Source organism: Natronospira bacteriovora (assembly GCF_030848495.1).
Taxonomy (GTDB): domain Bacteria; phylum Pseudomonadota; class Gammaproteobacteria; order Natronospirales; family Natronospiraceae; genus Natronospira; species Natronospira bacteriovora.
Genome location: NZ_JAVDDT010000002.1, coordinates 501,688 through 527,763, shown reverse-complemented (window position 1 = coordinate 527,763; position 26,076 = coordinate 501,688). Strand labels below are relative to the sequence as shown.

Here is a 26,076-nt window from a genome sequence, read left to right as displayed (position 1 = left end):
AATATATATTATGCGCACTAACGGAAATAAGGATTGATCCCGGGAGTGCATCAAGACACCCCTTGCGCCCCTCTTTACAGCCAGCGACGAACCACCCATCCGGCCCGGCCCAGCAAGCGCTCCCGCCAGTTCGGATCCGGCAGGTTCTCCAGCGTAATCTCGTCGGACTGATCCAGATCACGTGCGAATTGCCGATCGAGTTGCTCGGTGAGGCCGCGCTGCCGAATCACCAGGTTGAGTTCATAGTTGTGAAAAAGACTGCGGTAGTCGAAGTTGGCCGTGCCAAGAATGCCCAGCTCGCCATCCACGGTCAGGGTCTTTGCGTGCAGGATGCGTTGCCGATATTCATGGATGCGCACGCCCGCTTCCAGCAGCCGTCGATACTGACGTCTCGCCACCAGCAGCAGCGCCTGGTGGTCAATCACCCCCGGCAACAGCAAATGCACGGAAACGCCGCGACGAGCAGCCCGACGCAGGCACAACAGGGTCTTGGCATCGGGAACGAAATACGGGGTGGTCAGGAGAATCCGCTGTTCGGCCTGATCCAGGGCATCCCGGTAGAGTTTTCTGAGTGCGTGTTCCTGGCGTGGCCCGCGATTACCGACCAGCGCCAACCCCTGACGCCCCGCCTGGTCGACGAAACGTCTTGTCGGATCACGCCAGCGATGAGACCAGAACAGGTCGAACAGGATTTCTGCCTGCTCACAGAGGGAGCGGCTGTGAATGGCAGCGTGACTGTCGCGCCAGCAGGCCGACCCGACCACTCGCGCATCACTCTCCCGGTGGATATTAAAACCACCGGTGAATAGGCATGAGTCATCTATTATCAATAACTTGCAATGATTTCTTCGATTGTATCTGAATGGTTCGCGCCAGGACCAGCGATGAAATCGCCGCAGAGGAATACCGGCATGGCGCACCTCCCGGAAAAAGCGGCGGCCGGTCCTGAACAGGCTTCCGGCGGCGTCCAGGTGCAGGCGGACGTCGACACCACGTCTCACAGCATCGGCCAGGGCCAGCAGGAACAGTCGGCCGACCTCGTCATCAGCGAAAATGTAGCTTTCCAGCCAGATACGTTCCCGGGCCGTAGCGATGGCGGCCAGCATGTCATCGTAGAGCGGCGCCCCCTCGAAATACAGCTGAACCGCCGCCTCTTGCTCACGCACTCGCCGCTGTGAACCTGAAGTCATCCGCCCTGCCCCTGCCGGGTGTCGCCTGCCCGGGTATCGGATACGGGGGCCGCTGCTTTCGGTTCCGGGCAGCGACCAGTATTATGTCTCGCCATGAGAGTGCTCAACTACAACATCCGCTATGCAACCGGAATCGGCCCCGGCTTTCACTTTCCCCTGCCGCTGGCCGGTTACCTGCGCCCAACCGGCAAGAACCTGGCCCGCATCACCCGATTCATCGAGGATCTGAAGCCGGATCTGGTCGGCCTGACCGAAGTGGACATGGGCTCCTTTCGGGCCGGTGCCGTCAATCAGGCAGAGCATATCGCGGAGGCACTCGGGCATTTTCATTCCTTTGAATCCAAGTATGCCTATCACTCCTTGAACACCCGCCTGCCGATCGTGAAGAAGCAGGGAAATGCCATTCTCACCTCTCAACCGATCGTCCAGGAACACTTTCATTATTTCGATGCCGGAATCAAGCGCCTGATCCTGGAGATCGAACTGGATGAGGTGGTGATGTACCTCGTGCACCTGTCGGTGAAATACCGCCACCGTCACTACCAGCTGCGTAATCTGCACAGCCTGATCAGCCAACGCAGGAAACCGGTCATCGTTGCCGGAGACTTCAACACCTTCTGGGGTGATTACGAAATGCACCTGTTCATGGAAGCGGCCCGCCTGCGAAACGCCAATCCCACGGGTGAACCCACCTACCCCAGCTGGGCACCCAGCCGCCAACTGGATTTCATTCTCCATAGTGATGGCCTGGAAGTGGATCACTTCGAGGTGCCGGACATCCGGCTTTCCGACCACCTGCCCCTGGTCTGTGACTTCCGCGTCACCGGCCAGGGGCGATAGGCGACGGGTTACGACATGGATTCTACTCCGGTCATCACCATTAGCGCGCTGATCCTGGTCATTCTCGTATTGCTGGGCATTGCCGTACTCCTGCGCCGACACCGCCAGCAACGCCCCTACTCCCGAGTCGTGGATCCAGACGTGCGCATGGCGGATATCTGGCAGACATGGATGGAAACCGAGCTACCCGAAGCTCAGGACAAACTGCGTGATGAGGGCTGGCGTGTGCTGGATTCCAACCAGCGCAAGTCCATCCGGGATGACCTTCTGGCATTTGAGGAAAAACTGCTCGCCGGCCCCTACCCGCTCACCTATCTGCGCCAGGAGATGATGGCCAGTGTTGACCGGCGCATGATCAATATCGAGATTCTGCGTCTGTCAGCCGATGAAAAAAAGCGTCTCCGTCAGGAACAGGCCGATATCATCCAGAGCGATCAGCACGCCCGGGAGTACATTCTGGCCAATGAACTCCGGCTTGCCCTTCTGCGCGAGTATGCCGCCCGACGCTACGGGGATCGGGCGGACAATGACTGGCTCCATGTCTATGAGCGGGCGGCCCAGTTCAAGAAGAAGGCTACCCGGGCGCGGATCCTCCGGGGACTGCAAAGTGCGGGCGATTCGCCGGAAGATGCCCGCCAGCAGGCCATTGACGTGGTCGATCGCCAGCTGCAGATGCGCCTGCTCCAGGTGCCGCCCGGCACACGCTTCGACGAGGGCCGCCGGGCATCCGGCCAGGATGCCGGCCACGACACTGGAAACGGCACCGACAGGCGCTGATCCTCACTGCCATTCCTTGCCGATGTGAACGCCTGCCCGCCCCGGCGTGACCGACCTGGACTGGCGCTGGAATCGCAGGGGATCGGCGTGATCGCTTGCGCCCGACCCCGGCCAGTCAGTATGATTGAAACAATCGTTTTAAACTTCCCACCCGGGCAGGCCGCGGATACGCCTTGCCCCCGCTGCCGACCAGGCCACCGGAACCGCCATGAAGACTGTTAGCAACCCGACCAAGGAACGCATTCTCTCCGCCGCCGAACTGCTGTTTGCGGAGACCGGCATCGCCACAACCTCACTGCGTCGAATCACTGGTCGCGCCCGAGTCAATCTGGCGGCAGTCAACTATCATTTTGGATCAAAGGACGGCCTGATCGATGCGGTCTATGAGCGCCGCCTCGGGCCGGTTACCGATGAGTGGCTGGCCAACATCGAGGCGCTCGAGAACAAGTACGGGGAGGAAGCGGCCCCGGTGGAACTGATCGTTGAAGCCTTTGTGCTCCCTGTCGCCAGGCTCGCCTCGGACGAGGTTCGCGGAGGCCGGATTTTCATGCGCCTGCTGGCACAGGGTTACAGTGAGGCCCGGCAATATTTCGAAAAACTCTTCTCCAGCCAGTACCAGCATGTTCTGGATCGTTACCGCCAGGCCCTGCGCAAGGGCTTGCCCCATGTGCCCGGCGAAACCCTTTGCTGGCGTTTGCAGTTTCTCCTCGGCGCCATGACCCAGGGGCTTTCGGGCGGAGAATTGCTCAAGCTGATCGAAGGCCAGGCCGATCCCAGGGACACGGAACGCGCGGTACGCGAGCTGATTCCTTTTCTGGTCGCCGGCCTGCGGGCCGAAGCACCCGAAAACCCCGAGCAGCGCCAGTATGATCTTGGTGATGCCAGGAAGGTGCTGCGCAGCGAGGAGCCAGCCTGATGTTCTCGCCCCGGGCCTGGCTGTTCCGACGCCTGGTCAATTGGCTGGAGCGGGACGTGATTCCGCGCAGCCACCTCTACAGCAATTACCGGCGCCTGAGTTTTGAAGTGGAACCGGGCGACGTGGTTCTCGTGGAAGGCCGGACCCGGGTCAGCCAGGTGATCAAACAGGTCACCCAGACCAGCTGGACCCATTCGGCCATCTATGTGGGGCGTCTGGTGGACATCGACGATCTGGAAATCCGGGAACGGATCCAGGCGCATTTCGACGGTGACGCCACCGAGCAACTGCTGATTGAGAGCATGCTGGGCCAGGGCACAATCGTCACGCCGCTGAAGCATTACGAAGGTGAACACCTCCGAGTCTGCCGCCCCATGGGGCTGAGCAGCCAGGATCAGCTCGGGGTCATCCAGTTTGCGGCCAGCCAGCTTGGCGTACCCTACGATGTCCGGCAGTTGCTGGATCTGGCCCGCTTCTTTCTGCCCTATGCCCTCTTCCCCCGCCGCTGGCGTTCAAGCCTGTTCGAACGCAAGGCCGGCGATGCCACACGCCACGTTTGCTCTTCCATGATGGCAGAGGCCTACAGCGCCGTGAATTTCCCCATTCTGCCGTTCATTGAGCGACGGCCGGACGGCCGCATGGTGTTCTACAAGCGCAACCCGCGCCTGTTCACACCGCGCGATTTCGATTATTCGCCCTACTTCGATGTGCTCAAGTTTCCATACCTTGATCGCGGGGACATCGCCGCCTATCGCTGTCTGCCCTGGTCCGAAAGTGGTGTTGTCTACAACGACGAAGCGGACTTTGCCCGACGCCTCAAGGACGCCATGACCAGCGAGGAGACGCTGGGCGAGGCGGCGGCGAAATCCAGCGAGGACGGGGCTGGCGCCAATGAGGCGGGTGAATTGGTGGATCCGAAGCAGGCCGAGGCGGCGAGCCGGCCCGACCCGGCTGAAGAAAAGCACTGATCACCAGCGACACCGGCCTGCATCACCGGCCGGGTCATGATCTCTTTATCGTCAATGCATCAACCCTCAAGGGAGAACCCGATGAGTGAACAAAGCAAGCAGAACTGGTCGTTGGAAGTCGACAGCAACCAGATCGGCTGGTTGAAGTTCGACAAGGCGGAAGCCAGTGCCAACACGCTTTCCAGTGATGTCATGAAGGAGCTGGACGAGCGCCTGGCGGAAATCGAGAAGATCGAGAATCTGAAGGCCGTCGTGATCTACTCGGCCAAGAAGAGTGGCTTTATTGCGGGTGCGGACATCAAGGAGTTCACGACTCTTGAGAATGCCGACCAGGCCAAGGACATGATCCGTGGCGGCCAGAAGGCCCTGGAGCGCCTCGAAGCCCTGCCCTGCACCACCATAGCGGTGATTCACGGATTCGCGCTGGGTGGCGGTCTGGAGCTGGCGCTGGCCTGTGACTACCGCATCGCCGCCGATGATGACCGCACTCAGCTCGGTCTGCCGGAAGTGAAGCTGGGCATTCACCCCGGCTTCGGCGGTACCGTACGCTCCATTCGCCTGGTGGGTGTCTTCTCCGCCATGGACATGATGCTCAGTGGCCGCAGCCTCCGGGGCAAGCAGGCCCTGAAGATCGGCCTGGTCGATCGTCTGGTGGATCCGGACAGTCTGCATGATGCGGCACGCCAGATTGCCCTCACCCCCCCCGGGCGCCGGAAAGCACCCTTCACCGCCAGGCTGGCGAACCTGCCCGGTGTGCGCGGCTTTCTGGCCGGCCAGATGGAAAAACAGGTGGCGGGCAAGGCAGCGAAGAAGCATTATCCGGCCCCATACGCCATCATCGATCTCTGGCGGCGTTTCTGGGGCAATCATGAGCAGATGTACCTGGAAGAAGCAAACTCCATCGCCCGCCTGATGATGGGAGAGACCGCCCGCAACCTGGTGCGTGTCTTTCTGCTCCAGGACAAGCTCAAGGGTCTTGGCAACAAGAAGGACCTGGATCTCAAGCGCGTGCATGTGGTCGGTGCCGGCGTGATGGGCGGTGACATTGCCGCCTGGTCGGCCTTCAGCGGCTTCGAGGTCACGCTCCAGGATCAGACGGAAGAGCAGGTTCAAAAAGCGCTGGACAGGGCTCGCAAGCTGTTCGAGAAAAAACTGAAGACCGAGGAGAAAGTCGAAGCCGCGGTCAAGCGCCTCAAGATGGATGTGGCCGGCGACGGCGTGGCACAAGCCGATGTGGTGATCGAGGCAATTTTCGAAAACGTGGAAGCCAAGCAGGAGCTCTATCAGAAGCTCGAACCGAAAATGCGCAAGGATGCCGTGCTGGCCACCAACACCTCCAGTATCCGGCTTGAGACCCTGCGCGGTGCACTGAGCGATCCAAACCGACTGGTGGGCCTGCACTTCTTCAATCCGGTGGCCAAGATGCCGCTGGTTGAAGTCATTCATACCGATGAAACGGACGGTGAGGTCATCCGCAAGGCCCTCGCCTTCACCCGCCACGTTAATCGACTGCCCGTGCCCTGCAAGAGCGCGCCGGGTTTCCTGGTCAACCGCATCCTGATGCCCTACATGATGGAAGCGGTACTGGCCTATGAAGACGGTGTTCCCCTGGAAGCTATCGATAAGGCCGCCAAGGATTACGGCATGCCCATGGGTCCGGCTGAACTGGCCGATACGGTCGGCCTGGATGTGGGTCTTTCCGTGGCACAGATTCTGGGCAAGGAGTACGGTGTTCCGGTGCCCAGACGTCTGGAAGAACTGGTGGAAGCCAGGAAGCTCGGTCGCAAGACCGGCGAAGGCTTCTACCGCTATGAAGACGGCAAGCCGGTCAAGGATCGCAGCAAGGCCGCCGAGATCCCTGCCGACCTGACGGATCGGATGATTCTGCCGATGATCAATACCGCCGTGGCCTGCCTGCGCGAGAAGATCGTGGAGAATGAAGAAATTCTTGATGGCGGCGTGATTTTCGGAACCGGCTTTGCCCCCTTCCGGGGTGGCCCGATCAATTACGCCCGAAGTGAAGGCATCAAGGAAGTGCGCAGCCGCCTGGAGAAGCTGCAGAACACCTACGGCGACCGCTTCAAGCCGGACGCCGGCTGGAGCGACCTCTGAAGGTGACGATGATCCCGTGGGCCACCCTCCGGGAGGCCCGCCTTCCCGCCTTCATCCATCACAAGCAAAACTTCAGGGAGAGTCCCGATGTACTGGGAAGACCCACCGGAAGATCGTGAAGCCGCCGTTCGCACCCTGGCCATGCCCAAGGACACCAATGGCCTCGGGGACATCTTCGGCGGCTGGATCATGTCTCACGCCGATGTGGCCGGCGCCATCCTTGCCTACCGGCGCGCCGCCGGACGTGTGGTTACGGTTGCCGTGAATGACGTGAAATTTCTGCGCCCGGTCTTTGTCGGGGATGTGGTCAGCTTCTACTGTGATGTGGCCAAGGTGGGAAACACCTCCATCACGGTAGAAATCACCATCTTCTCGGAACGCAATGATGGTGGAGTGGCGCGGCATGTTCGAGTTGCCACGGCTTCCATCACCTATGTACATATTGATCTGGATGGTCGGCCGCGACCGGTTCCCCATGGTGCGGATCAGAACCCAAAGGATCCGGACGGCCGCCCCGTGAAGGGCAAATAAGCGGTTTTCCAGGCGGAAAAGCGCCTGGGAGCGACCAGCGGTTGAAGAGCTCCGTATTGGTGGCGTCCGGTCATCACACCATTGGCCGGACGCCTTTGCTGCCTTCGGAGCGACGCGAGAATCCGCTGATCCCGGCTGAGTGAACCATCAGCCAGGTCAGACCGATCAGGGCCAGCCCCAGCATCACGGCCAGACCACGGCGATAGGTGCTCGCACTGTAGATTCCACCATCACCCACGGGCACGGCCTCTTCCGGCGCAATGGGCAGACCGTGTCGTTCCGCCATGCTGTTAATCCGAATGAAATGAATGGCCGGGACATTCTCCCGCAGGAAATAACCCATCACTGTCTCGACCGCGAAAGCCCTGGCAGGTGCATTGCGGGACAAGCCCGAGGAGAACTGGCTGTCGATTCCCGGGGGACCGACGATGGTCGCGCCCCCACCCACATTGACGAAAGCCTTGAAGGGGCGACCACCGGAATGCTCCCGGAACAGGGCCACCCGATCCGCCACCGCCTCCCGATAGCTGCCGGGATCCAGAAAGGCAACTCCCGCCCTGTCGATGCTTCGTCTAATCGCCTGAACCCCCTCGTCCGGGAGATCCACGCCGCGATCCTCGACACCGCCGATGGACGCCGCCACTGGCTGCAGGCTGATCACACCCGCCCGCCGCAGCTCTCTCTCCATATCAAGCCACAGCATTTCGGGCACATTGGCGCCCCACTGGGACGAGGACCCCGAAGCGATGATCACCGGCTCCGCGCCCATGGCCTCCAATGCGGCATAGACCGCCAGATTCAGCGCCGGAAAGGATCCCGACACCGTGACGGCCACCAGGTCGCCTGCCTCGACGCCGGCATCGGCCAGCAATTTCACCGCCACGGCCGCCCAGTTGGGATTGATGGACGTCTGCTTGGACTCCAGACCACCCCGGGTCGTGGTAACGGAGCTGGAGGCGACACCAATCAGGCCTGAACGCTGAGGGTCAAACTGGGGATTGATGGGCTCAATGCGTCCGCGCAGGGGGCGAAGTACTTCCACCGCGTCACGAAAGGTTCGCGAGGCGGCAACCATTGTCGCGTAGTTGGCCTCCACCACCGGGTCGCGTTTCTGTATCCCTTCCGCGGCAAGCAGGGCGCCGATGGCGGCAAGCGCCAGAAGCACCAGGCCCCAGGCCGGTACCCTTGAGGAGCGCCAGTAAATCTTGGTAATGCGACTCATCGAGACAACTCCTTTCACCAGCCCGGCATGCGGAAGGCCTGCTGGGCTTCATAGGCCTGCAGGGTTTCGGGCATGACCACGATCAATGCCAGGCGCACGAGCACCGCCGTGACCGCCAGCCCACACAAGGTCTGCAATACCCCCTGACGATCAAACCAGATGGCAATCAATCCGGGAATGATGTACCCGATGATGCTCATCTCCATCATGGACATCATGAAGGCGGACTCCAGTTCAGCCACCCGGGCTTCCGCGTCCCCGCTTTCACCGGCCATTTCCAGGTTTGTCCATGCAACCATGCTTCCCAGCAGCAGATCCATCAGGCCGGCAATGAGGTATCCGGTCAGTATCATGATAATGGTCTGGCGGCGACCGTAGATCACCGCATAAGCCGCAATGACCCGAACGATGAGGAATGTCGCCAGCGCGGCACTGAGGGTCAGCGCCACATTGAAAGGATTCATGAGCTGGAGCGCCATATAACCGGGCACCACCAGTCCCCCGGCCGCCAGCCCGAAAGCCTGACTCAGCAACAGAGTGAAGAAAAGGCCGATGCCAATGGCAACGGCCAGAATGTTGAGCGCAATCATAGATCCTCTTCCCGGCTGGCGCGGTTCTGGAAGAATCGGGCAACTTCCTCTCCCCCGCCGTGAATATTGCACATGCCCACCACCAGTGATCGCTCACCGCATTGCTCGAGAATGGTCTCCGTCACTTCCACCATGGAGGCATGCTCCATGACCAGCAGCCTTTCGGGGTCGACTCCGTTCTTGACGGCCATTCTTGCGAAGAGCAAAGTACCCGAGCCCATCAACAGATAGCAATCGGCCGGTGGCCAATCCGGCGCTACCTGAGCCATCTGCTGAGAACGATGGGGGCGATCACTGCGACAGTTGATCAGTGCGATACGACGACGTCCTTCCCCATGCCGCTCCACCATGCGTGACCAGATGCGTCCGGTGGATTCGGGGTCATTGGCGGCGAAGGCATTGACGAAAATGATGTCCCGGTGGAAATAGTCCACATGCAGGACCCGCATGGCACCTGATTCCGGTGCCAGGCCCACCATGCCCTCCAGGGCACGCTCACGATCCACGCCAAGTGCACTGCAGACCTTGAGAGCCAACGCGACATTCTCGGCATGCTCACTGTATTGGAAGCGTTGCAGGATACGATCATCGATCGCCGCCACTTCCTCTTCGCCGACCTGCCGCAACTCGGAGTGCCGATCCTTGCAGGCATGCTCGAAGACCGCGACAAGATCCCGTTCCGCAGTGAAGAGTTCCCCCTTTACCGGCGTACTCCCGGCCAGGGCAAGGGCCACATCCTCTTCTCCGGGCCCCATGACTTCCAGGTGATCCGCCCGGGCATTGGTAATAACCCCGTGGGTGGATCGAACCATCTTCAGTTCGGTCAGTGACTGGTACTGGGGTTGAAGCGCCATGCACTCCACCACGGCGATCTCCGGCCGGAGAGCGGCCATGCGACCCATGATGCGCATCTGCTCGATGATATTGGCGCCGCTGATGCGGTAGAGAGGGAACTCGCGGCCTTCGGGATCGATCAGCGCGGCTGCCGATCCGGTGGTTTTCGCACAGACACGCTTCCCGCCATTGCGCAGGCCGGCCGCAATCAATCGGGTAACACTTGTCTTTCCGCGAGTGCCGTTGACGTGGATGCGAACGGGTATGCGTCGAAGTAGCCGACCATGTCGGGCAGCCTCCACCAGACCGGCAAGTACAAGGCCCACCCAAAGGGCGATCATCACCGCGAGCATTTCCGGTACTGGCAAGCCGTCCCCCTCCATTCCGAGTCCTGTCGTGAGACTGCGGCAATGGCCTCGTGTTCCCAAAAAATATTACGAATTACATGGTGTGGGTCGGCCGATCGGCGCCCAAGGCGCCTGCCAGGTAGGTTTCAATCTTCTTCTGCGTGTTGCCGCCATCCTTCTCGGAAAACTGGACACCGATACCGGCAACCCTTTTTCCTCCCGCACCGCGGGGCGTGACCCAGACCACCTTGCCGGCCACCGGCAGCTTCTCGCTGTCGTCCATCAGGGTCAGCAGCAGAAACACCTCGTCACCGAGGCGATAAGGCTTACTGGTGGGAATGAACAGACCGCCATTCTTGATGAAGCCCATGTAGGCCACGTACAGGGCGCTCTTGTCCTTGATCGTCAGGGTGAGAATCCCCTGCTGCGGTCCCTTGGCTGCACTCATCACACGACCTCTCTGACTCGTCCGGACTGTCCGATGACACCGCAGGCCCGGGCCCAGTGCCCCAGCAATGACTCCAGAAGGAGCTGGGCGTTGGCGCTGTCCACTCGCCGTTCCCCTTCCTGAATGGCCAGCAACAGGCGATGCGCTTCCGAGCAGTCTATGCCCTGCAGGATTTTTTGCAAATCCGCGCGCTCGCCATCGATCAGACCCGGCGCGCCGGATTGTCCGGCCTGTGCGAGGCGCAGAAAAGCCTGAAGCCATACTCGCCACCAGTCCAGAAGCCAGACCAGATCCTGACGGGCCCAGGCTTCCGCTGTGCTGACGATGGATGCCCGACCATTGCCGATGGCAATCAGGGCATCAGCATTCTCGCGTGCTCGTTCCAGAACCCCCGCCTCAACCAGGTTCAGGGCCCTGAATGGTGCACCGCCGGCAAGATCCAGTGCCGTTTCCAGCTCACCGCTGGCCGAGGATTGTTCAGCCAGCCAGGCCCGGGCTACATCTCTTGCGGGCATGGACAGGGCAAGTTGCTGACAGCGGCTACGCACGGTGGCGGACAATCGCCCGGGCAGGGAAGAAACCAGAAGGAGAATGCTGTCCCCGGCCGGCTCCTCCAGTGTCTTGAGCAGACTGTTTGCTGCCCCGTTGCTCATGCGCTCGGCCGGATCGATCATTGCCAGCTTGCCCCGCCCGCCGGAGGCCGTCAGGCTCATCCATTCCGACAGAGCCCGGACCTGGTCGATGAGAATGTTCTTTCGTTTGGGATCAATGCCGATCTGGCGCCAATCCGGATGGCTGCCCGCCATGAACTGTCGGCAGGCGTTGCATTCACCACAGGCGCTGCCATTGGCCAGTACCTGCTGGCAAAGGCGGCTCTGGGCCAGAGCGCGGGCAAAATGCGCCTTACCTACGCCGGCCGGGCCAGAGAGGAGAATGGCGTGGGGAAGGCGTCCGGCATCGCGCCTGGCCATCAATCCCTGCCAGGCGGGCTCATGCCAGCTCAGCGGCCGATAACACGGCCGGCTCTCCGAAGACGAATGCTCAGTCATTGCGGATTGTTCCACTCACTTGCCACTGTTTCAGATAATCGTCCAGCAATGCCTGAATCTGCCCCTGGACGGCCTGCAGACCGTGGCTGGCATCCACCACACGGAACCGTTCCGGCTCGGCCCGTGCACGCGCGAGATAGGCCTGGCGAATTCGTTCGAAAAAAGCTTCGACCTCGGACTCGAAGCGATCCCGCGCCCCTCGTTGATCCGCGCGCGCGAATCCCACGGCCACGGGGGCGTCAAGCAGCAGGGTCAGATCCGGACGCAACGATCCTTGCACCCACTGTTCAAGCCAAGCAACCGCCTCCTCGCCCAACTCTCTGCCTGCCCCCTGATAGGCGTAGCTGGCATCGGTAAAACGGTCGCACAGCACCCACTCCCCACGGGCCAGGGCCGGCTTGATGACATCGCGCACATGGCTCGCCCGGGCTGCAAAGATCAGCAGCAGCTCAGCCTCATCCGGCATGGGCGCGCTCTCACGGTCGAGCAACAACTGCCGTACCGCTTCGGCAAACGGTGTCCCGCCGGGTTCACGCGTCTGACGGACTGTGATTCCTCGCTCCCTCAAGCAATCGGCAATGAAGGCCATGTTGGATGATTTGCCGACACCCTCGCCCCCTTCGACGGTCAGAAAACAGCCTCGTCGCATTTCCGGCGCCTCAGTCATTGCCATTACCCAGATCGATCTCCTCACCCAACTGGTATTTGCGAACCGCCCGGTTATGCTCTCGCAACGTCGCTGAAAAATGGTGGGTGCCGTCATTTCGGGAGACGAAATACAGGTACTCCCCCACGAGCGGCTGCACCGCCGCCTCAAGTGAAGCGCGGCCCGGCATGGCGATGGGCGTGGGTGTCAATCCGTGGCGGGTGTAGGTGTTGTATGGCGTATCGGTCCGCAGATGGCGATAGCGCAGACGCCCCTGGTATTCACCTTCAGGCAGGCCGTAGATGACAGTCGGATCCGTCTGCAGGCGCATGCCCTCCCTGAGACGGCGCACGAAGACACCCGCTACCTTGCGCCGCTCACCATACTGCCCGGTTTCGCGCTCGATGATGGAGGCAAGAATCAGTGCTTCATAAGGCGTATCGAATGGCAGGCCGCCGTCGCGATCCTGCCATATCGCTTCCAGCGCTTCGCGCATGGACTGATGGGCGCGCTGGAGAATCTCACGATCCGATGTGCCCCTTGGGAAGCTGTAGGTCTCGGGAAGGAACCAGCCTTCCGGGTGCATCTCCGGGTATCCTAGCACTGCCATGATCTCTTCATCGGCCACTCCGTCCAGCGTGGACTGAACCGCGTCATGATTGGCAAGAGCCTCGCGAAACTGCCGAAAGGTCCATCCTTCCACCAGTGTCAAACGATGCAGAACGACCTCGCCCCGATCCATTCGCGATACCAGGTCGGGCACGGTCATTCCCGGCTCCAGGCGGTATTCACCGGCCCGAATCGCCCGCCCTTCCCCGGTGATCCGAGACCAGTAACGCACTCGGTCGGCATCCTGGATGAGACCCCGGGATTCCAGCTCGCGCATCACCGAAATCAGGGAACGGCCACGATCCACCTGCAGATACTCGGCTTCATCCACCGCCAGCGGTGTTGTGGTGACCGCCTGCCATTGCTGCCAGGCCCAGAATGCAGCCACCGCGGCGCCGATCATCATCAGCGTCAATAGCAAAAAGATTCCACGCCGGATCGTAGCTAGCGACATTCGGACAACTCTCCCATCAGCTTCTGCGTGACGGGCCCACAGGACCACGACCGCGTCATCTCTTGTCCAAGCAACGACAGAACCGGGCAGATGCCGATCAGACTGTTGCTCATGAAGACTTCGTCCGCCGCCATGACATCCGTCAGGCGAAGAACCGATTCGCTGGCCGGCACGCCTATGGCTTCCGACCGCTCCAACACCCATTCACGCATGATACCGGCCACGCCCGCCTGATCCAGTGCCGGTGTGCGAAGACGGCCATCGCTGACCACGAAGATATTGGCTGCCACTCCCTCGATGACATTGTCAGCGGTATCCTGCAGCAGCCCTTCTTCACAGTCTTCGCCTTCAAGCTCCCGCCGGGCCAGCACCTGTTCGAGGCGATTGCAATGTTTGATGCCCGCCAGGGCCGGCTGCCGGGAAAGCCGCTGCTCACAGACACGGATCCGCAGCGCATCCGGCAGACCCTCCGGCCATGGAAAGCGTGCCATATGAACTCGCGGTGCCAGGGTGACAGGGCGGGAATAGCCGCGACCGCCGACCCCGGCCGTCACGACCAGCTTGATGACCGCCCTTGTGCAGCCGGAAGCCAGCTTTAGCAGATCCTCCTGCAACGGCGCCGGCTGGTGAATACCCAGAACCCGACAGCCCCGGGCCAGGCGTGACAGGTGCCTGTCAAGAAATCGGATCTGTCCGTCCAGGACGGCCATGGTCTCGAACAGGCCATCACCGAATTGCAGACCACGATCCGCCGACGCCGGTTCCGGGCGCCCGTCCACCCACCACTGCCCCCACTCAGGATACGGCATCTTCAAGCTGCTCCGGGGCTACGGCGAGAACCATGCCGCGGGCCTTGGCGCGGGTCTCATCCAGTTCCCGCTCCGGAATGGAATCCGCCACGATTCCGGCACCCGCCAGCAAACGGAGGTGATCGCCGTGGGTCTCCATGGTGCGGATGAGAATGCTGCTGTCCATGTCGCCGTCACGATTGAGATAACCGAGACTGCCAGTGTATGCGCCTCGTGGCCGGCCCTCCAGCTCGGCAATGATCTCCATGCAGCGCACCTTGGGGCAGCCGGTAATGGTGCCCCCCGGGAAGACCGCTCGCAGCACTTCCCCGGGCGTCACGGCTTCTCTCAGTTGTCCGCGCACATTGGAGACGATGTGATGCACGTGGGCATAACTTTCCAGCACCATCAGTTCACTGACCTCCACGCTGCCCGGGCGACAGATCCGCCCAAGGTCGTTGCGCTCAAGGTCAATCAGCATGATGTGTTCTGCCCGCTCCTTGGGGTGACCGATCAACTCCGCGCGCAGCTGTTCGTCTTCCTCCCCGGGCCGGCCTCTCGGACGTGTCCCCGCAATGGGGCGCGTATCCACCCTTCCATTGCGGACACTGACCAGACGTTCCGGCGAAGAGCTGATGATGGCCTGTTCGCCATATCGGGCCAGACCGGCGAACGGGCCGGGGTTGGTCTGGCGCAATTGCCGATAGACATCCGTGGGGCTGCAGCCCTCGGCAAGCCGTGATTGCCAGAGGCGGGAAAGATTGGCCTGAAACACATCGCCGTCACGGATGTATTCCCGGGTTCGCTCCACGATCCGGCAGTACTGTGCCGGATCGTCTTCACGCAGTGGCTCCGCCAGCAAGGTGGTCGGCAGCGGTCGCGTCAGTGAGGAAGCGCAATCGGCGGCCATGGTGTCGATCAAGCCAGGCTGATCATCTTCAGCCACCAGCCAGGCACAGGACTCCACATGATCGATGATGACGGCAGCGGGGGTTCGAACCGCCCACGCCACGGGCGAATCCACCCCAAGGGGGAGATCCAGGCCCGGCTCCACTACCGCAGCCGCTTCGTAGGACAGATAGAAGAACCAGCCCCCGGTAAACGGAAGCTGAGAGCCGGCGCTCGCACGGCGTTCACGCACCCAGGCCTGATCCAGGCGCGTGAAGAAATCACGCTGCCCTCTCGCCAGTTCGTCGGCGTTCAGCTCGATGCGATCCCCCGGGAATGCAAACAGGAGGCTGTAACGCCCCTGGGCCGTACCGTGGGCAGCCGATTCAAGCAGAAAGGGGTATCGCCCGGGATGCGCCTCATGCATCCCGAGCAGATCAGGCAGGGTCGACAGGCGTCGTGTCTGGAAATCCGCAACCTTCATGTTCAAGCGGACATCAAGCCGGTGCGAACCGGCTCAATCCAGCTTGCGGAAGACCAGCGTACCGTTGGTGCCACCGAAACCGAAGGAATTTGAAAGCGCCACATTGATCGAGCGCTCCTGGGCGGAACCCGCCACATAATCCAGGTCGCAACCCTCATCGGGGTTGTCGAGGTTGATGGTGGGCGGCGCCACCTGGTCACGAATGGCCAGCACACTGAACACCGCTTCCACGCCACCGGCGGCACCCAGTAGATGGCCGGTCATGGACTTGGTGGAACTGACCGCAACCTTGTAGGCATGATCCCCCAGAAGATCCTTGGTGGCCTGGGTCTCGGCCAGGTCGCCCAGCTTGGTGGATGTGCCGTGGGCATTGATGTAATCCACTTCGTCCGGATTGATGCCGCCATCCTTCAGGGCATTGTCCATGCAGCGGCGAGCACCCTCGCCGTCCTCGGGAGGCGCCGTCATGTGATGGGCATCACCGCTCATGCCGAAGCCGGACAGTTCCGCATAGATACGGGCACCACGTTTCTTCGCGCTCTCGTATTCCTCAAGCACCAGCACGCCGGCACCATCGCCCAGCACGAAACCGTCACGGTCACTATCCCAGGGACGACTGGCCTGCTGCGGCTCGTCATTCCGGGTAGACAGGGCACGAGCGGCACAGAAACCACCCAGCCCCGTGGGCGTCGTCCCCATCTCGGCACCACCGGCCACCATGGCATCAGCATCACCATAGGCAATGGCGCGTGCCGCCACGCCGATGTTGTGCGTCGCCGTGGTACAGGCGGTCACCAGCGCCAGGTTGGGGCCTTTGAGGCCGTACATGATCGAGAGGTTTCCCGAAATCATGTTGATGATGGTACCCGGCACGAAAAAGGGTGAAATCTTTCGGGCGCTGCCGTGATCGAGGTAGCTCTGATAAGCCTTCTCGATCCCGTCCAGGCCGCCGATACCGGAGCCGACAGCAACACCGATACGCTCGGCGTTCTCGTCGGTGGCCTCCAGTCCGGAGTCACGCCAGGCCTGGATGGACGCCACCAGTCCGTAGTGGATGAAGGGGTCCATGCGGCGCGCATCACGAGGATTGAGGTAATCGGAGTGATCGAATCCCTTCACCTCGCCGGAGAAGCGGGTGGGAAACTTTTCCACATCAAAGCGGGTGACCGGGCCGATACCGCTCTTCCCGGCCAGAATGTCAGACCAGGCGGAATCCACGGTACTGCCGACCGGAGACACGATACCCAGGCCGGTAACCACTACGCGACGCTTAGCCAAGCTTCACCTCATCAGGACGGTGTTCAGGACGGACAAAGATTCCCGGCAGCCGGGCTGCCGGGAATCTCCGGAATGAGGACAGATGTCAGAATCAGCTGTCGCTCAGATGCTCATTGATGTAATCAATGGCCTGCTGAACGGTCGTGATCTTCTCTGCTTCCTCGTCAGGAATTTCGCACTCGAATTCCTCTTCGAGCGCCATCACCAGCTCGACCGTGTCAAGCGAATCGGCGCCCAGATCATCCACGAAGGAGGCTTCGCTCTTGACTTCCTCTTCCTTAACGCCGAGCTGTTCGACGACGATCTTCTTGACCCGTTCTTCAACGCTGCTCATCGTGCTTCATTCCTCTCGTTGAAACTGGAGGCATCCCTCTGAATCCAGCCGGATTATCGAGAGAGAGGCCTGAACTCATACGGGGGTGCCGACTGGCGCCCCCGTGACTGCGGCGGCTATTGTAGTTAAATCATTCCGCCCATGCCACACCGTTACGAAATCGATCTGTTTTTCCTTTCATAACAGCCACCTACAGACCCCCTCGTCGTTTGAATGGTGCGCTTTTGGCCACTGATTCCGTGGCTCAGCCGCCATTCAGCCGAAAGCGAGGCGGTTCAATCCATGTGCAGGCCACCATTGACATGCAGGGTTTCACCGGTGATGTAGGCGGCTTCCGGAGAGACCAGGAAACGCACCGCACCAGCAATGTCTTCCGGCTGGCCGAGGCGGCCCAGAGCCACATCCGCCAGCATGGATTCACGCTGTTCCGCCGGCAGATCCCGCGTCATGTCCGTCTCGATGAAGCCGGGCGCCACCGTGTTCACGGTGATGTTGCGGCTCCCCACCTCTCGGGCCATGGCCTTGCTGAAACCTACCACGGCCGCCTTCGCGGCACAGTAATTGACCTGACCCGGGTTGCCGGTAAAGCCCACGACGGAACCGATGTTGACGATTCGACCTTCCTTCGCCTTCATCATGCCACGCAGGAGCGCCTTGCTGAGGCGGAACACCCCGGTGAGGTTGGTCTCGATGACCGTATCCCACTCCTCGTCCTTCATCCGCATCATCAGGTTGTCGCGGGTCACGGCGGCGTTGTTCACCAGAATGACCGGCGCACCGATGGATTTGAGTTCGCCCAGGAAGGCCTCGATGGACTCCGCTGACGACACATCCAGCACCAGGCCCTTGCCACCATGGGGAGCAAGGGCTTCGCCGATGCCGGCGGCCCCTTTTTCGGACGTGGCCGTACCGACAACGGTGGCACCCGCATCGGCAAGGCTCATGGCGATGGCCCGGCCTATACCGCGCGACGCTCCGGTGACGACTGCAATCTTACCCTCAAGCATTTCCTCTCCTTCGTTTCAGACAGACGGTGGCCGGCTGCCACCGCCAGGGATCGTCATGACAGGCTGTCCAGCGCCTTTTCCAGGCTGGCCGGGTCAAATACAGGCAGCGCCGGCATGCGGCGGTCAATGCGGCGATTCAGCCCGGACAGTACCTTGCCTGGCCCCGCCTCGACCACCGTTTCGGCACCCCGGGCCTGCAAGGCCTCGATGGTTTCCACCCAGCGTACGGCATGATTGAGCTGGGCCACCAGGGCATCACGAATACCGCCGGCATCGGATTCCACCGCCACGTTGAAATTGTGAACCACCGGGATATCCGGCACCCGAACCTCGACCTCGGCAAGGCGCCTGGCCATGGCCTCGGCGGCCGGCAGCATGAGACGACAGTGGGACGGGACGCTGACCGGAAGCAGCATGGCCCGCTTGGCACCGGCGACTTCGGCTTCCTTGATGGCGCGCTCCACAGCGGCGCGATGCCCGGCGATGACCACCTGTCCGGGGGAATTGAAGTTGACGGCCTCCACCACGTCATCACCAGCCGCCTTGCCACAGACCTCAATGACCTGCGGGTCATCAAGCCCAAGAACCGCTGCCATGGCGCCCTGCCCCTCCGGCACAGCCTCCTGCATGGCCTGCCCCCGGAACTGCACCAGGCGCACGGCATCGGCGAAATCCAGGGCGCCGGCGGCCACCAGAGCCGAATATTCGCCCAGGCTGTGGCCGGCCATGACCACCGGGGCCGAACCATCGTTGGCCTGCCAGACGCGCCAAACGGAGACGCCGGCGGCCAGCAGCGCCGGCTGGGTCCATTCCGTCCGGTTCAACTGCTCTTCCGGGCCCTCCTGCACCAGCCTCCAGAGATCAGCCGCCAGGGCCTCGGAGGCCTCATCGAAGGTCTCCCTAACCTGGGGGGCGGACTCGGCCAGCTCGGCGAGCATACCCACCGACTGGGAACCCTGACCGGGGAAAATCATGGCGAAGCTCATGCAGCGACTCCTTGGGGCAATGCGTTCTTGTGTCGGGATCCCGCCCCGCCGAACCCGAAGATCCGGAACAGGACAGGACGGGGGCTGAATTATAGCCATTCCGGCCCTGCCTGCCACCCGCCGGTGGAACTCGCCTGGACCGGAAATCCTCTAATCGTGTGCGTCTCTCGGGGGCAAAAACCCCGCAGCGACTATTGACGGTCGTCTGCGCTATGATGGACGCTTGACCGCTCGCCATTCCGGCCGTTGGCACCGGGAGTCCCGTCGACCGGAGGCGAAAAACAGTCTATTTGCTCGATTGCTCAAGGGAACGTAACCGTCATGTCCAAGCGCTTCACCAACAGGGGGTTCACGCTCATCGAAATCATGGTGGTGGTGGTGATCCTCGGCATTCTCGCCGGGATCGTCGTACCCCGCATCATGGATCGACCCGATGATGCCCGCATCGCAAAGGCCCAGCAGGATATCCGCCAGCTGGAGCAAGCCCTGCAGCTTTACCGGATGGACAACTACGTCTATCCCACCACGGATCAGGGCCTGGAGGCACTGGTGCGGGAACCCACCGGCTCCCCTCAGCCGCCCAACTGGCGCGGTTACCTGGATCGTCTGCCCAAGGATCCCTGGGGGCGCGATTACCAATATGTCCAGCCCGGCCGGCATGGCGATTTCGACGTCTATACCCTGGGCGCTGACGGCCGTGAGGGTGGTGAAGGGGCCAATGCCGTCATCGGCAACTGGCACGTCGACGACTGAGCCCCCTGCCCGTGGTTTCCCCAACCCGGCCAGCCCGACAAGCGGTCTCCGGCTTCACCCTGATCGAGATCATGGTGGTGATGGTGATCATTGGCGTCATCATCACGATCGCCACCCTGTCCACCGACCGTCTGGGTCAGCAGGATGAGGCGGCGGAAAGCCGGGAACGCCTGCATGCGCTCATTCGTCTGGCGGCTGACCGGGCCATGATCGAAGGCGGAGAATACGGCTTGCGCCTGGATCGCGAGGGCTATCATTTCCTGCAGTATCGCGAGGAGGGCTGGATCTCGCCGGAGGGACGGGAATACCGTCAGCGACAATGGCCCGACAGTATTCGGGTCACGCTTGAAATCGAAGGCCAGCCGAGCGAACTGCGCGGCCCCGAGCAGGAACAGGCCCTGCCTCAGGTGCTCATGACAGGCACCGGCGAGATGACACCCTTCCGGGTGTTCCTGCGCCATCGGGATGACACCTTCGCGCTGGTGCTCGAGGGCCAGGGCAACGGTCGCCTTCTGCGCTGGAACGAGGAAGACGGCCGACCCGACGACCACGACATGAGCCGACGAAACCGCCGATGAAATCCCGAGGTCACAGCGTGTTCGCCCACCCCCCTCGCCGCCCCACGGCCGGCTTCACCTTGATTGAGGTACTGGTGGCGCTGGCGGTAGTCGCCATCGCCCTGACGGCGATTCTGGGCAGCTCCGGCACCACGGTCAGCAGCATCAGCCACCTGCGAGACAGCACACTGGCCCAGTGGGTGGCCGAGAACCGCATGGCCGAACTGCGCCTGGAGGGCGAATGGCCCTCCACCGGCCGCAATCGCGGGGAAAGCGAAATGGCCGGGCGGGAATGGCACTGGGAGATGACCGTGGAAGAAACCCAGGACGACGACCTGCGACGGATCGAAATTGCCATTCGTACTCACCGGGATGCAGAGCGAAGCGTCCATACCCTGGTCGGCTTCATGGGCCGGCCGATGATGACCAACCCGCCCGCCTTCGTGCCCCCGCCCGAGGAAATACCCGATGATGGCGGTGGCGGCGTACCCCCGCCACCTCCGCCCGGAAGCCTTTGATGCAGTACCGCAAGGAACACCAGGGTTTCACCCTGTTCGAGCTGATGGTGGCGATTGCCATCTTTTCCGTGCTGGGCGTCATGACCTGGACGGCCATGGCCGGCATGGTGCGGCAACAGGAATTGACCGGCGAGGCCATGGATCGTTTCCGGCAGATCCAGCAGGGCGTGACCATCCTCAGCCGTGACCTGGAACACATTCGCCCCCGGCCCGTTCGCGGGGCCAGCCACGGCGACATGCTGCCCGCCCTGGCCGGCGGGGACTATCTGGAGTATCCGCTGGAATTCACTCGCGGCGGTGTCCGCAACCCGCTGGGGCAGCCACGCTCGAGCATGCAGCGGGTCGCTTACCGGATCGACGGCGACACTCTGACACGCTACAGCTGGAATCTTCTCGACCGATCACCGGACGCCCAACCCATCGCCATGCCGCTCATCGATAAGGTTACCCAGGTGCAGATGCGGTTTTTCGCACCGAACGGTGAATGGGTCGAGCAATGGCCGCCGGATGGGGGCTTTCAGGCCAATCCCTTCCTGATGCCGCGCGCAGTGGACATCATCATCGAGATCGATGGATTTGGTGAGGTACGTCGCTTGATTGATATTCCCGGCGTTTCCGGCACCACGGGAGACCGGGGATGAGGGTTTCAGTCCATCGACAGCGCGGCGTTGCCCTGATCACGGCGCTGGTGGTAGTCGCCCTGGCCGCCGTGATCGCCACTGACCTGCTGTGGCGAACCTTTCTTGATCAGCGCCGAACCGAGACGGTGGTGCATGGCAATCAGGCGCGCCAGTACCTGCGTGGTGGCGAGGACTGGGCGGCCCACATCCTCCGCCGCGACCGGGAAGAGACCGAGTCGGACAATCTCGCGCAGCCCTGGGCACAGCAGATGCCACCCTTGCCGGTGGATGGCGGACAGATTCTTGGCCGCCTGGAAGACCAGCAGGGCCTGTTCAACCTGAACAACCTGATCACCCCGGAAGGCCAGGTCAACCGTCCGGCCGTGGATCAATTCCGCCGCCTGCTGATGCTGCTGGAAATCGACCCCGATGCCGCGGATGCCGTATTGGACTGGATGGATCCGGATCAGGAACCGCGTCTGCGAGGCGCGGAAGACGGCTTCTACCTGGGACTCAGCCCGGCCTATCGCACGGCCGATCAAGCGATACAGGCGGTCAGCGAGCTGCGTCTGGTGGAAGGATTCCGGGACCCGGAGATATTCGAGCGCATCGAGCCCTACCTGGTTGCCCTGCCCTCCGCGGTTCTGACCCCCATCAACGTCAATACCGCGCCACCACCGGTGCTGGCTTCTCTCGCGGAGGAATTTCGCATTGAAGAGGCAGAGGCACTGTCCATGCTGCAGGAAGAAGGCGGCTTTGAAAACGTCGGTGATTTTCATGAGGCCTTCGGACGAACCGTGGAAGTGGATGTGGATGTCAGGAGCTATTTCTTTCGGCTCACCATCCGGGCGGATATTGGAACTGCCTCGACCACCATGTACAGTTTACTGTTTCGTGACGAGAACGGAGCCACCTCGGCCATCAGCCGAACATACGGTGCTCTCTGAGCACCCGTGGGTGAATAGAATCCAATGAATGAAACCCTAGTCATACGTTTCCGTGACCCGGCCGAAGACACCGTCCACTGGTATCTTCTGGATCAGCAGGGTCAACGCCTGGGTGCCCCCGGTCAGGGCCGCCTGTCCGAATGCCGTGAACTGGCCGCCGGCCGGCGCCAGGTTTTGCTGATGCCCGGTGAGCGAGTAGCGCTCATGGATGCCCAGATCCCCACGCGCAAGAAGCAGCGAATCCTGCAGGCTGCGCCATGGGTACTGGAAGAACGCCTGGCCCAGGATGTGACCACACTGCATTTTGCCCTTGGCCCGCGTCTGCCGGATGACAGCATTCGAATCGCCGTGGTTGCCCGGGAAGACATGGAAGCATTGCGGGATCATTGCAAAGCCGCTGAACTGACGCCGGCCGCCATACTGCCCGATTATCTGACCTTGCCGATCGCAGCCCAGGAATGGACGATCATGGTCGAAGGGCCAAGGGTCATGGTCCGCACCGGTGAGTCCGATGGCTTCAGCACGGATCGCGAATTGGCCCTGGACATGATCGAGTTCAGCCTGCCCGATGAAGGCGATGGGCAAGCGGCCGGTCCTCACGGAATCCGGCTGCTGCGACCGGAAGCCGACAGGGATTTCCTGGATGCACTGGCGGACCGCCTCGGTCATACCGTCGAGATCGACGATCGCCCCTTCCGTGATCAGGCCGACCAGGTCTTCGTTCCCGTGGTGACTTCCCGCCACGGAATCGACCTGGCCGAGGGCGAATTCCGGCTGCGGAAAGATGAGAAGACCTGGTGGCAACCCTGGCGCCCCGTCCTGGCACTGGCCTCCGCCTGGTTGCTTGTACTGGCCGTCAGCGAAGGCGTCCACGTTTATCAGCTATCCAGCGAATCCCAGACACTGGATGGCCGAATCGAGCAGGTATTCCGTGATGCCCTTCCGGATGCCCAGCGCATGGTGGATCCCCGTCTGCGCATGGAGCAGCGACTGAATGCCCTGCGAGGCGCCGGTGGCCAGGGTGACTTCCTGCCCGCACTCGCCGTGATGAGTGAAGGCATGGCCATCCTCGACAACAGCAACGTGCGGGGCCTGAGCTATCGCCCCGGTTTTCTGGATCTCAATCTTCGTGTGAGTGAGGGACAGGCGCTGGATCGCTTCAAGGATACCGTGGAGGAGCAACCTGGCTATGAGGCTGTGATCCAGTCGGCAACACCCCGTGATGACTACGTGGATGGTCGTCTGCAGATTCGTGGACCGGGAGCACGCTGATGCTGGATTCATTCAAAGACTGGTTCGAAAGCCTGGAACAACGGGAACGCTGGATGGTATCGCTGGCAGGCACGCTGGTGGCCCTCTCCTTCCTCTATCTGGTGATTGTCGAACCCTATCTGGACTATCGCAGTGACCTGAACCGCCAGGTCGAGCATAGGACCGAGCTGCTCGCCTGGATGGAAGGCGCCAGGAACGAGATCAAGGCCCTGGAGGCCAGCGGTCGCCAGACTTCCGCCGGCGGTGGGCAAAGCCTGTTTGGTATCGTGGATCGAACCTCCAAGGCCGCCGAGCTGGGGCGTGCCGTGCGCCAGATCACCCCGGATGGCGACAATTCGGTGCGAGTCCGAATGGATGCCGCTCGATTCGATCACACCCTGCAGTGGATCGAGATTCTGGAAGGTGAACATGGTATTACCGTCACCCGCGCCACCTTCGACCGCACGGATCAGTCCGGGCGGGTCAATGTCTCACTGACCCTGGAAAGGGATAGCTGATGAAACGGATTTTCCTGCTGACCGGGTTCGGCGTTCTGCTTTTCCTGGCGTTTCTGTTTGCCCGTGCACCGGCCGGCCTGCTGCTTGTCGCCTTGCCGGAGCTGGATGAGGTTCATGTCCACGCACCGGCGGGTACCGTCTGGAATGGCCGCTTTCGCCACGTCCAGGCCGGTCCGCTGCGGCTGGAATCCGTGGAATGGTCCCTGCGCAAGGCACCACTTCTGATGGGCCGGGCTGATATCGATTTCAGGGCGCGCATCAATCAGGGAAGAGTGGAAGGTCAGGTCCGTGCGCACCCGAACGGGGAAGTCCGGATTCGTCAGGCCATTGGCCAGCAGATTCCGCTCGCCAGCCTGGCCCCATTGTTCAACCAACCACCGGGCATGGTGTCCGGGGATGGTGCTTTCGAGATACGTGACGCCAGGATCAAGGGAACAGAGCCCGTCAGCGCGGACGCCGAGCTGCGCGTGTTCAACCTGGGTGTCAACATGATGGGGAACCATCAACTGGGCAATTTCGCCGCTCAGTTGCAAGGTAGTGACGGCGAGTTCACCCTGTCATTTCGCGATGTGGGGGAAAACGCGCCCTTCAGTGTTTCCGGCGACGCCGAATTCTCTCTCCCCCAGCGCCGCTACAGCATCAATGGACGGATTCGTGCGCGGGACGATGCCCCCGAAAACCTGGCCAGCATGCTGCCTTACCTGGGACAGGCCGATGAGCAGGGTGCCCACCCTCTGCGCCTGAGTGGACGCATTCAATAGCCGTTATCGAGGAAGCTCAAGAGATCCCTCAAAAGGAATACTCGTCAGGCCAGTCAACCGTGGTGGAGCGCACCGCTTCACCGGCCGCGACACGCTGGCGATCCCGCAGGGACAATCGGTTCTCCGGCCACCACCGCTTGACGGATCGTTGGTACTCCCCCGCCATGCGCTGCAACGCGGCATACAGGGAGTCGCTGTAGGCAATTTTCACCAGACGCCCGGCGTATCGAATGGAACCGCTGACCATGCGGGCACCCAGCGCTCTCTTGACGATGCCCATCTGAAGCGTCAGTCGAAAGAGATCACCATCGTGAACCTTTCCGCTGAAGGGTCGATTGAGCAGGAGTGCCACGTGGTGGGAGCGGTGCCCCTTCGTGCGCGCGAAAACAGCGTGAGGAACGGCTGTCACACCGTTGGCACGGAACTGGCGTCCGCGGTTGCCCATGATGCTCGCCGCGATGACACTGAATTCATCGGGATCAAGCTCGAAGCGCTCGCAAATTTCCTTGCGGCGCGCAATGCGGTTCTTGCGAAACAGAGCGACGGTCGCCGCGCAGATCAAGGCCAGACCTGCCACCATCATCAGGAGCGAGACCAGCCCGTCGTCCCCGCCCAGCCCCAGAGAGAGAAACCGGAGGAATACGAGCAAACCCAGCAGCGACAGAGCCAGCCCGAAACCCAACAAGGCCCAGAAAATGGTCTGCAGGACGTCCTTGCGGACATCCACGTCGTTGTCCGTCACCGCCCCACCGGCAACGGCACCCTCCAGCTGCCCGCGCAAATTGCAAAAGCGGACAGGATTATCCGCGAACATGGCGAGCTGCTTTGCCCCTGTTTCCTTATTGGCCACGCC

The 26,076-nt window shown here is 61.8% G+C and carries 29 protein-coding genes; 14 read left to right on the top strand and 15 right to left on the bottom strand.

Annotated features, from left to right (window positions below; all coding sequences use genetic code 11):
- Positions 1-74 precede the first annotated feature (74 nt).
- A complete protein-coding gene (locus RBH19_RS05255; RefSeq protein ID WP_306727755.1) occupies positions 75-1,190 on the bottom strand; it encodes a phospholipase D-like domain-containing protein in 1,116 nt (371 codons plus the stop codon).
- A 93-nt stretch (positions 1,191-1,283) separates the two neighbouring features.
- Between RBH19_RS05255 and RBH19_RS05250 the strand changes: the two genes are divergently transcribed.
- The 6 genes from RBH19_RS05250 (at position 1,284) to RBH19_RS05225 (ending at position 7,334) form a co-directional block, all read left to right on the top strand.
- Entirely contained in the window at positions 1,284-2,030 is a 747-nt protein-coding gene (locus RBH19_RS05250; protein WP_306727754.1) for an endonuclease/exonuclease/phosphatase family protein, read from the top strand.
- Positions 2,031-2,045: 15 nt separating this feature from the next.
- On the top strand, positions 2,046-2,807 hold the full coding sequence (locus tag RBH19_RS05245; RefSeq protein ID WP_306727753.1) for a hypothetical protein: 762 nt from the start codon (positions 2,046-2,048) through the stop codon (positions 2,805-2,807).
- A gap of 208 nt (positions 2,808-3,015) precedes the next feature.
- Positions 3,016-3,723 (top strand): TetR/AcrR family transcriptional regulator, encoded by a 708-nt coding sequence (locus RBH19_RS05240; RefSeq protein ID WP_306727752.1) that lies wholly within the window; start codon positions 3,016-3,018, stop codon positions 3,721-3,723.
- Positions 3,723-4,691 (top strand): YiiX/YebB-like N1pC/P60 family cysteine hydrolase, encoded by a 969-nt coding sequence (locus RBH19_RS05235; RefSeq protein WP_306727751.1) that lies wholly within the window; start codon positions 3,723-3,725, stop codon positions 4,689-4,691. Before RBH19_RS05240 ends, RBH19_RS05235 begins: the two co-directional genes overlap by 1 nt.
- Before the next feature lie 81 nt (positions 4,692-4,772).
- A complete protein-coding gene (locus RBH19_RS05230) occupies positions 4,773-6,803 on the top strand; it encodes a 3-hydroxyacyl-CoA dehydrogenase NAD-binding domain-containing protein (RefSeq protein ID WP_306727750.1) in 2,031 nt (676 codons plus the stop codon).
- Positions 6,804-6,890: 87 nt separating this feature from the next.
- The gene (locus RBH19_RS05225) at positions 6,891-7,334 is read left to right on the top strand and encodes an acyl-CoA thioesterase (RefSeq protein WP_306727749.1); all 444 of its coding nucleotides are present in this window, start codon (positions 6,891-6,893) and stop codon (positions 7,332-7,334) included.
- Positions 7,335-7,407: 73 nt separating this feature from the next.
- Here RBH19_RS05225 and pgsW read toward each other — a convergent pair whose 3' ends face one another.
- The 13 genes from pgsW to fabD form a co-directional block, all read right to left on the bottom strand.
- Positions 7,408-8,556: a poly-gamma-glutamate system protein gene (gene pgsW, locus RBH19_RS05220; protein WP_306727748.1), complete on the bottom strand. Its 1,149-nt coding sequence runs from the start codon at positions 8,554-8,556 to the stop codon at positions 7,408-7,410.
- Positions 8,557-8,570: 14 nt separating this feature from the next.
- Positions 8,571-9,146, bottom strand: coding sequence for a poly-gamma-glutamate biosynthesis protein PgsC (gene pgsC, locus RBH19_RS05215; protein ID WP_306727747.1), 576 nt, complete (start codon positions 9,144-9,146; stop codon positions 8,571-8,573).
- Complete coding sequence (gene pgsB, locus RBH19_RS05210) at positions 9,143-10,348, bottom strand: poly-gamma-glutamate synthase PgsB (RefSeq protein ID WP_306727746.1); 1,206 nt, start codon at positions 10,346-10,348, stop codon at positions 9,143-9,145. Before pgsB ends, pgsC begins: the two co-directional genes overlap by 4 nt.
- 73 nt (positions 10,349-10,421) lie before the next feature.
- Positions 10,422-10,775: a PilZ domain-containing protein gene (locus RBH19_RS05205; RefSeq protein ID WP_306727745.1), complete on the bottom strand. Its 354-nt coding sequence runs from the start codon at positions 10,773-10,775 to the stop codon at positions 10,422-10,424.
- Positions 10,775-11,824 (bottom strand): DNA polymerase III subunit delta', encoded by a 1,050-nt coding sequence (holB, locus tag RBH19_RS05200; protein ID WP_306727744.1) that lies wholly within the window; start codon positions 11,822-11,824, stop codon positions 10,775-10,777. Before holB ends, RBH19_RS05205 begins: the two co-directional genes overlap by 1 nt.
- On the bottom strand, positions 11,817-12,497 hold the full coding sequence (gene tmk, locus RBH19_RS05195) for a dTMP kinase (RefSeq protein ID WP_445353963.1): 681 nt from the start codon (positions 12,495-12,497) through the stop codon (positions 11,817-11,819). Before tmk ends, holB begins: the two co-directional genes overlap by 8 nt.
- Positions 12,484-13,533 carry an endolytic transglycosylase MltG gene (gene mltG, locus RBH19_RS05190; RefSeq protein ID WP_306727743.1) on the bottom strand — a complete coding sequence of 350 codons (1,050 nt, stop codon included), beginning with the start codon at positions 13,531-13,533 and terminating at the stop codon, positions 12,484-12,486. The genes tmk and mltG overlap by 14 nt, the downstream gene beginning before the upstream one ends.
- Positions 13,524-14,342, bottom strand: coding sequence for an aminodeoxychorismate lyase (gene pabC, locus RBH19_RS05185; RefSeq protein WP_306727742.1), 819 nt, complete (start codon positions 14,340-14,342; stop codon positions 13,524-13,526). The genes mltG and pabC overlap by 10 nt, the downstream gene beginning before the upstream one ends.
- Positions 14,329-15,693, bottom strand: coding sequence for an aminodeoxychorismate synthase component I (locus RBH19_RS05180; RefSeq protein ID WP_306727832.1), 1,365 nt, complete (start codon positions 15,691-15,693; stop codon positions 14,329-14,331). Before RBH19_RS05180 ends, pabC begins: the two co-directional genes overlap by 14 nt.
- A gap of 33 nt (positions 15,694-15,726) precedes the next feature.
- Positions 15,727-16,971 carry a beta-ketoacyl-ACP synthase II gene (gene fabF / locus RBH19_RS05175; RefSeq protein ID WP_306727741.1) on the bottom strand — a complete coding sequence of 415 codons (1,245 nt, stop codon included), beginning with the start codon at positions 16,969-16,971 and terminating at the stop codon, positions 15,727-15,729.
- Positions 16,972-17,062: 91 nt separating this feature from the next.
- Positions 17,063-17,305, bottom strand: a complete 243-nt coding sequence (gene acpP / locus RBH19_RS05170; RefSeq protein WP_306727740.1) for an acyl carrier protein — start codon at positions 17,303-17,305, stop codon at positions 17,063-17,065.
- Between the two features lie 275 nt (positions 17,306-17,580).
- A complete protein-coding gene (gene fabG / locus RBH19_RS05165; RefSeq protein ID WP_306727739.1) occupies positions 17,581-18,312 on the bottom strand; it encodes a 3-oxoacyl-ACP reductase FabG in 732 nt (243 codons plus the stop codon).
- A gap of 53 nt (positions 18,313-18,365) precedes the next feature.
- Positions 18,366-19,298: an ACP S-malonyltransferase gene (gene fabD, locus RBH19_RS05160; RefSeq protein ID WP_306727738.1), complete on the bottom strand. Its 933-nt coding sequence runs from the start codon at positions 19,296-19,298 to the stop codon at positions 18,366-18,368.
- A 321-nt stretch (positions 19,299-19,619) separates the two neighbouring features.
- Here fabD and gspG point away from each other — a divergent pair, with 321 nt between their 5' ends.
- From gspG to RBH19_RS05120, 8 genes are read left to right on the top strand one after another with little or no spacing between them, the layout of a single operon-like run.
- Positions 19,620-20,051 carry a type II secretion system major pseudopilin GspG gene (gspG, locus tag RBH19_RS05155; RefSeq protein WP_306727737.1) on the top strand — a complete coding sequence of 144 codons (432 nt, stop codon included), beginning with the start codon at positions 19,620-19,622 and terminating at the stop codon, positions 20,049-20,051.
- Between the two features lie 11 nt (positions 20,052-20,062).
- Entirely contained in the window at positions 20,063-20,629 is a 567-nt protein-coding gene (gene gspH / locus RBH19_RS05150) for a type II secretion system minor pseudopilin GspH (protein ID WP_306727736.1), read from the top strand.
- Entirely contained in the window at positions 20,626-21,126 is a 501-nt protein-coding gene (gene gspI / locus RBH19_RS05145) for a type II secretion system minor pseudopilin GspI (protein ID WP_306727735.1), read from the top strand. The genes gspH and gspI overlap by 4 nt, the downstream gene beginning before the upstream one ends.
- Positions 21,126-21,767 carry a type II secretion system minor pseudopilin GspJ gene (gene gspJ / locus RBH19_RS05140; RefSeq protein ID WP_306727734.1) on the top strand — a complete coding sequence of 214 codons (642 nt, stop codon included), beginning with the start codon at positions 21,126-21,128 and terminating at the stop codon, positions 21,765-21,767. Before gspI ends, gspJ begins: the two co-directional genes overlap by 1 nt.
- Positions 21,764-22,693, top strand: coding sequence for a type II secretion system minor pseudopilin GspK (gene gspK, locus RBH19_RS05135; protein WP_306727733.1), 930 nt, complete (start codon positions 21,764-21,766; stop codon positions 22,691-22,693). Before gspJ ends, gspK begins: the two co-directional genes overlap by 4 nt.
- A gap of 24 nt (positions 22,694-22,717) precedes the next feature.
- The gene (gspL, locus tag RBH19_RS05130; protein ID WP_306727732.1) at positions 22,718-23,965 is read left to right on the top strand and encodes a type II secretion system protein GspL; all 1,248 of its coding nucleotides are present in this window, start codon (positions 22,718-22,720) and stop codon (positions 23,963-23,965) included.
- The gene (locus tag RBH19_RS05125; protein WP_306727731.1) at positions 23,965-24,462 is read left to right on the top strand and encodes a type II secretion system protein M; all 498 of its coding nucleotides are present in this window, start codon (positions 23,965-23,967) and stop codon (positions 24,460-24,462) included. Before gspL ends, RBH19_RS05125 begins: the two co-directional genes overlap by 1 nt.
- A complete protein-coding gene (locus tag RBH19_RS05120) occupies positions 24,462-25,223 on the top strand; it encodes a type II secretion system protein N (RefSeq protein WP_306727730.1) in 762 nt (253 codons plus the stop codon). The genes RBH19_RS05125 and RBH19_RS05120 overlap by 1 nt, the downstream gene beginning before the upstream one ends.
- Before the next feature lie 28 nt (positions 25,224-25,251).
- Here the strand turns inward: RBH19_RS05120 and RBH19_RS05115 are convergent, their stop codons facing one another.
- Positions 25,252-26,073 (bottom strand): hypothetical protein, encoded by an 822-nt coding sequence (locus RBH19_RS05115; RefSeq protein ID WP_306727729.1) that lies wholly within the window; start codon positions 26,071-26,073, stop codon positions 25,252-25,254.
- Positions 26,074-26,076 lie beyond the last annotated feature (3 nt).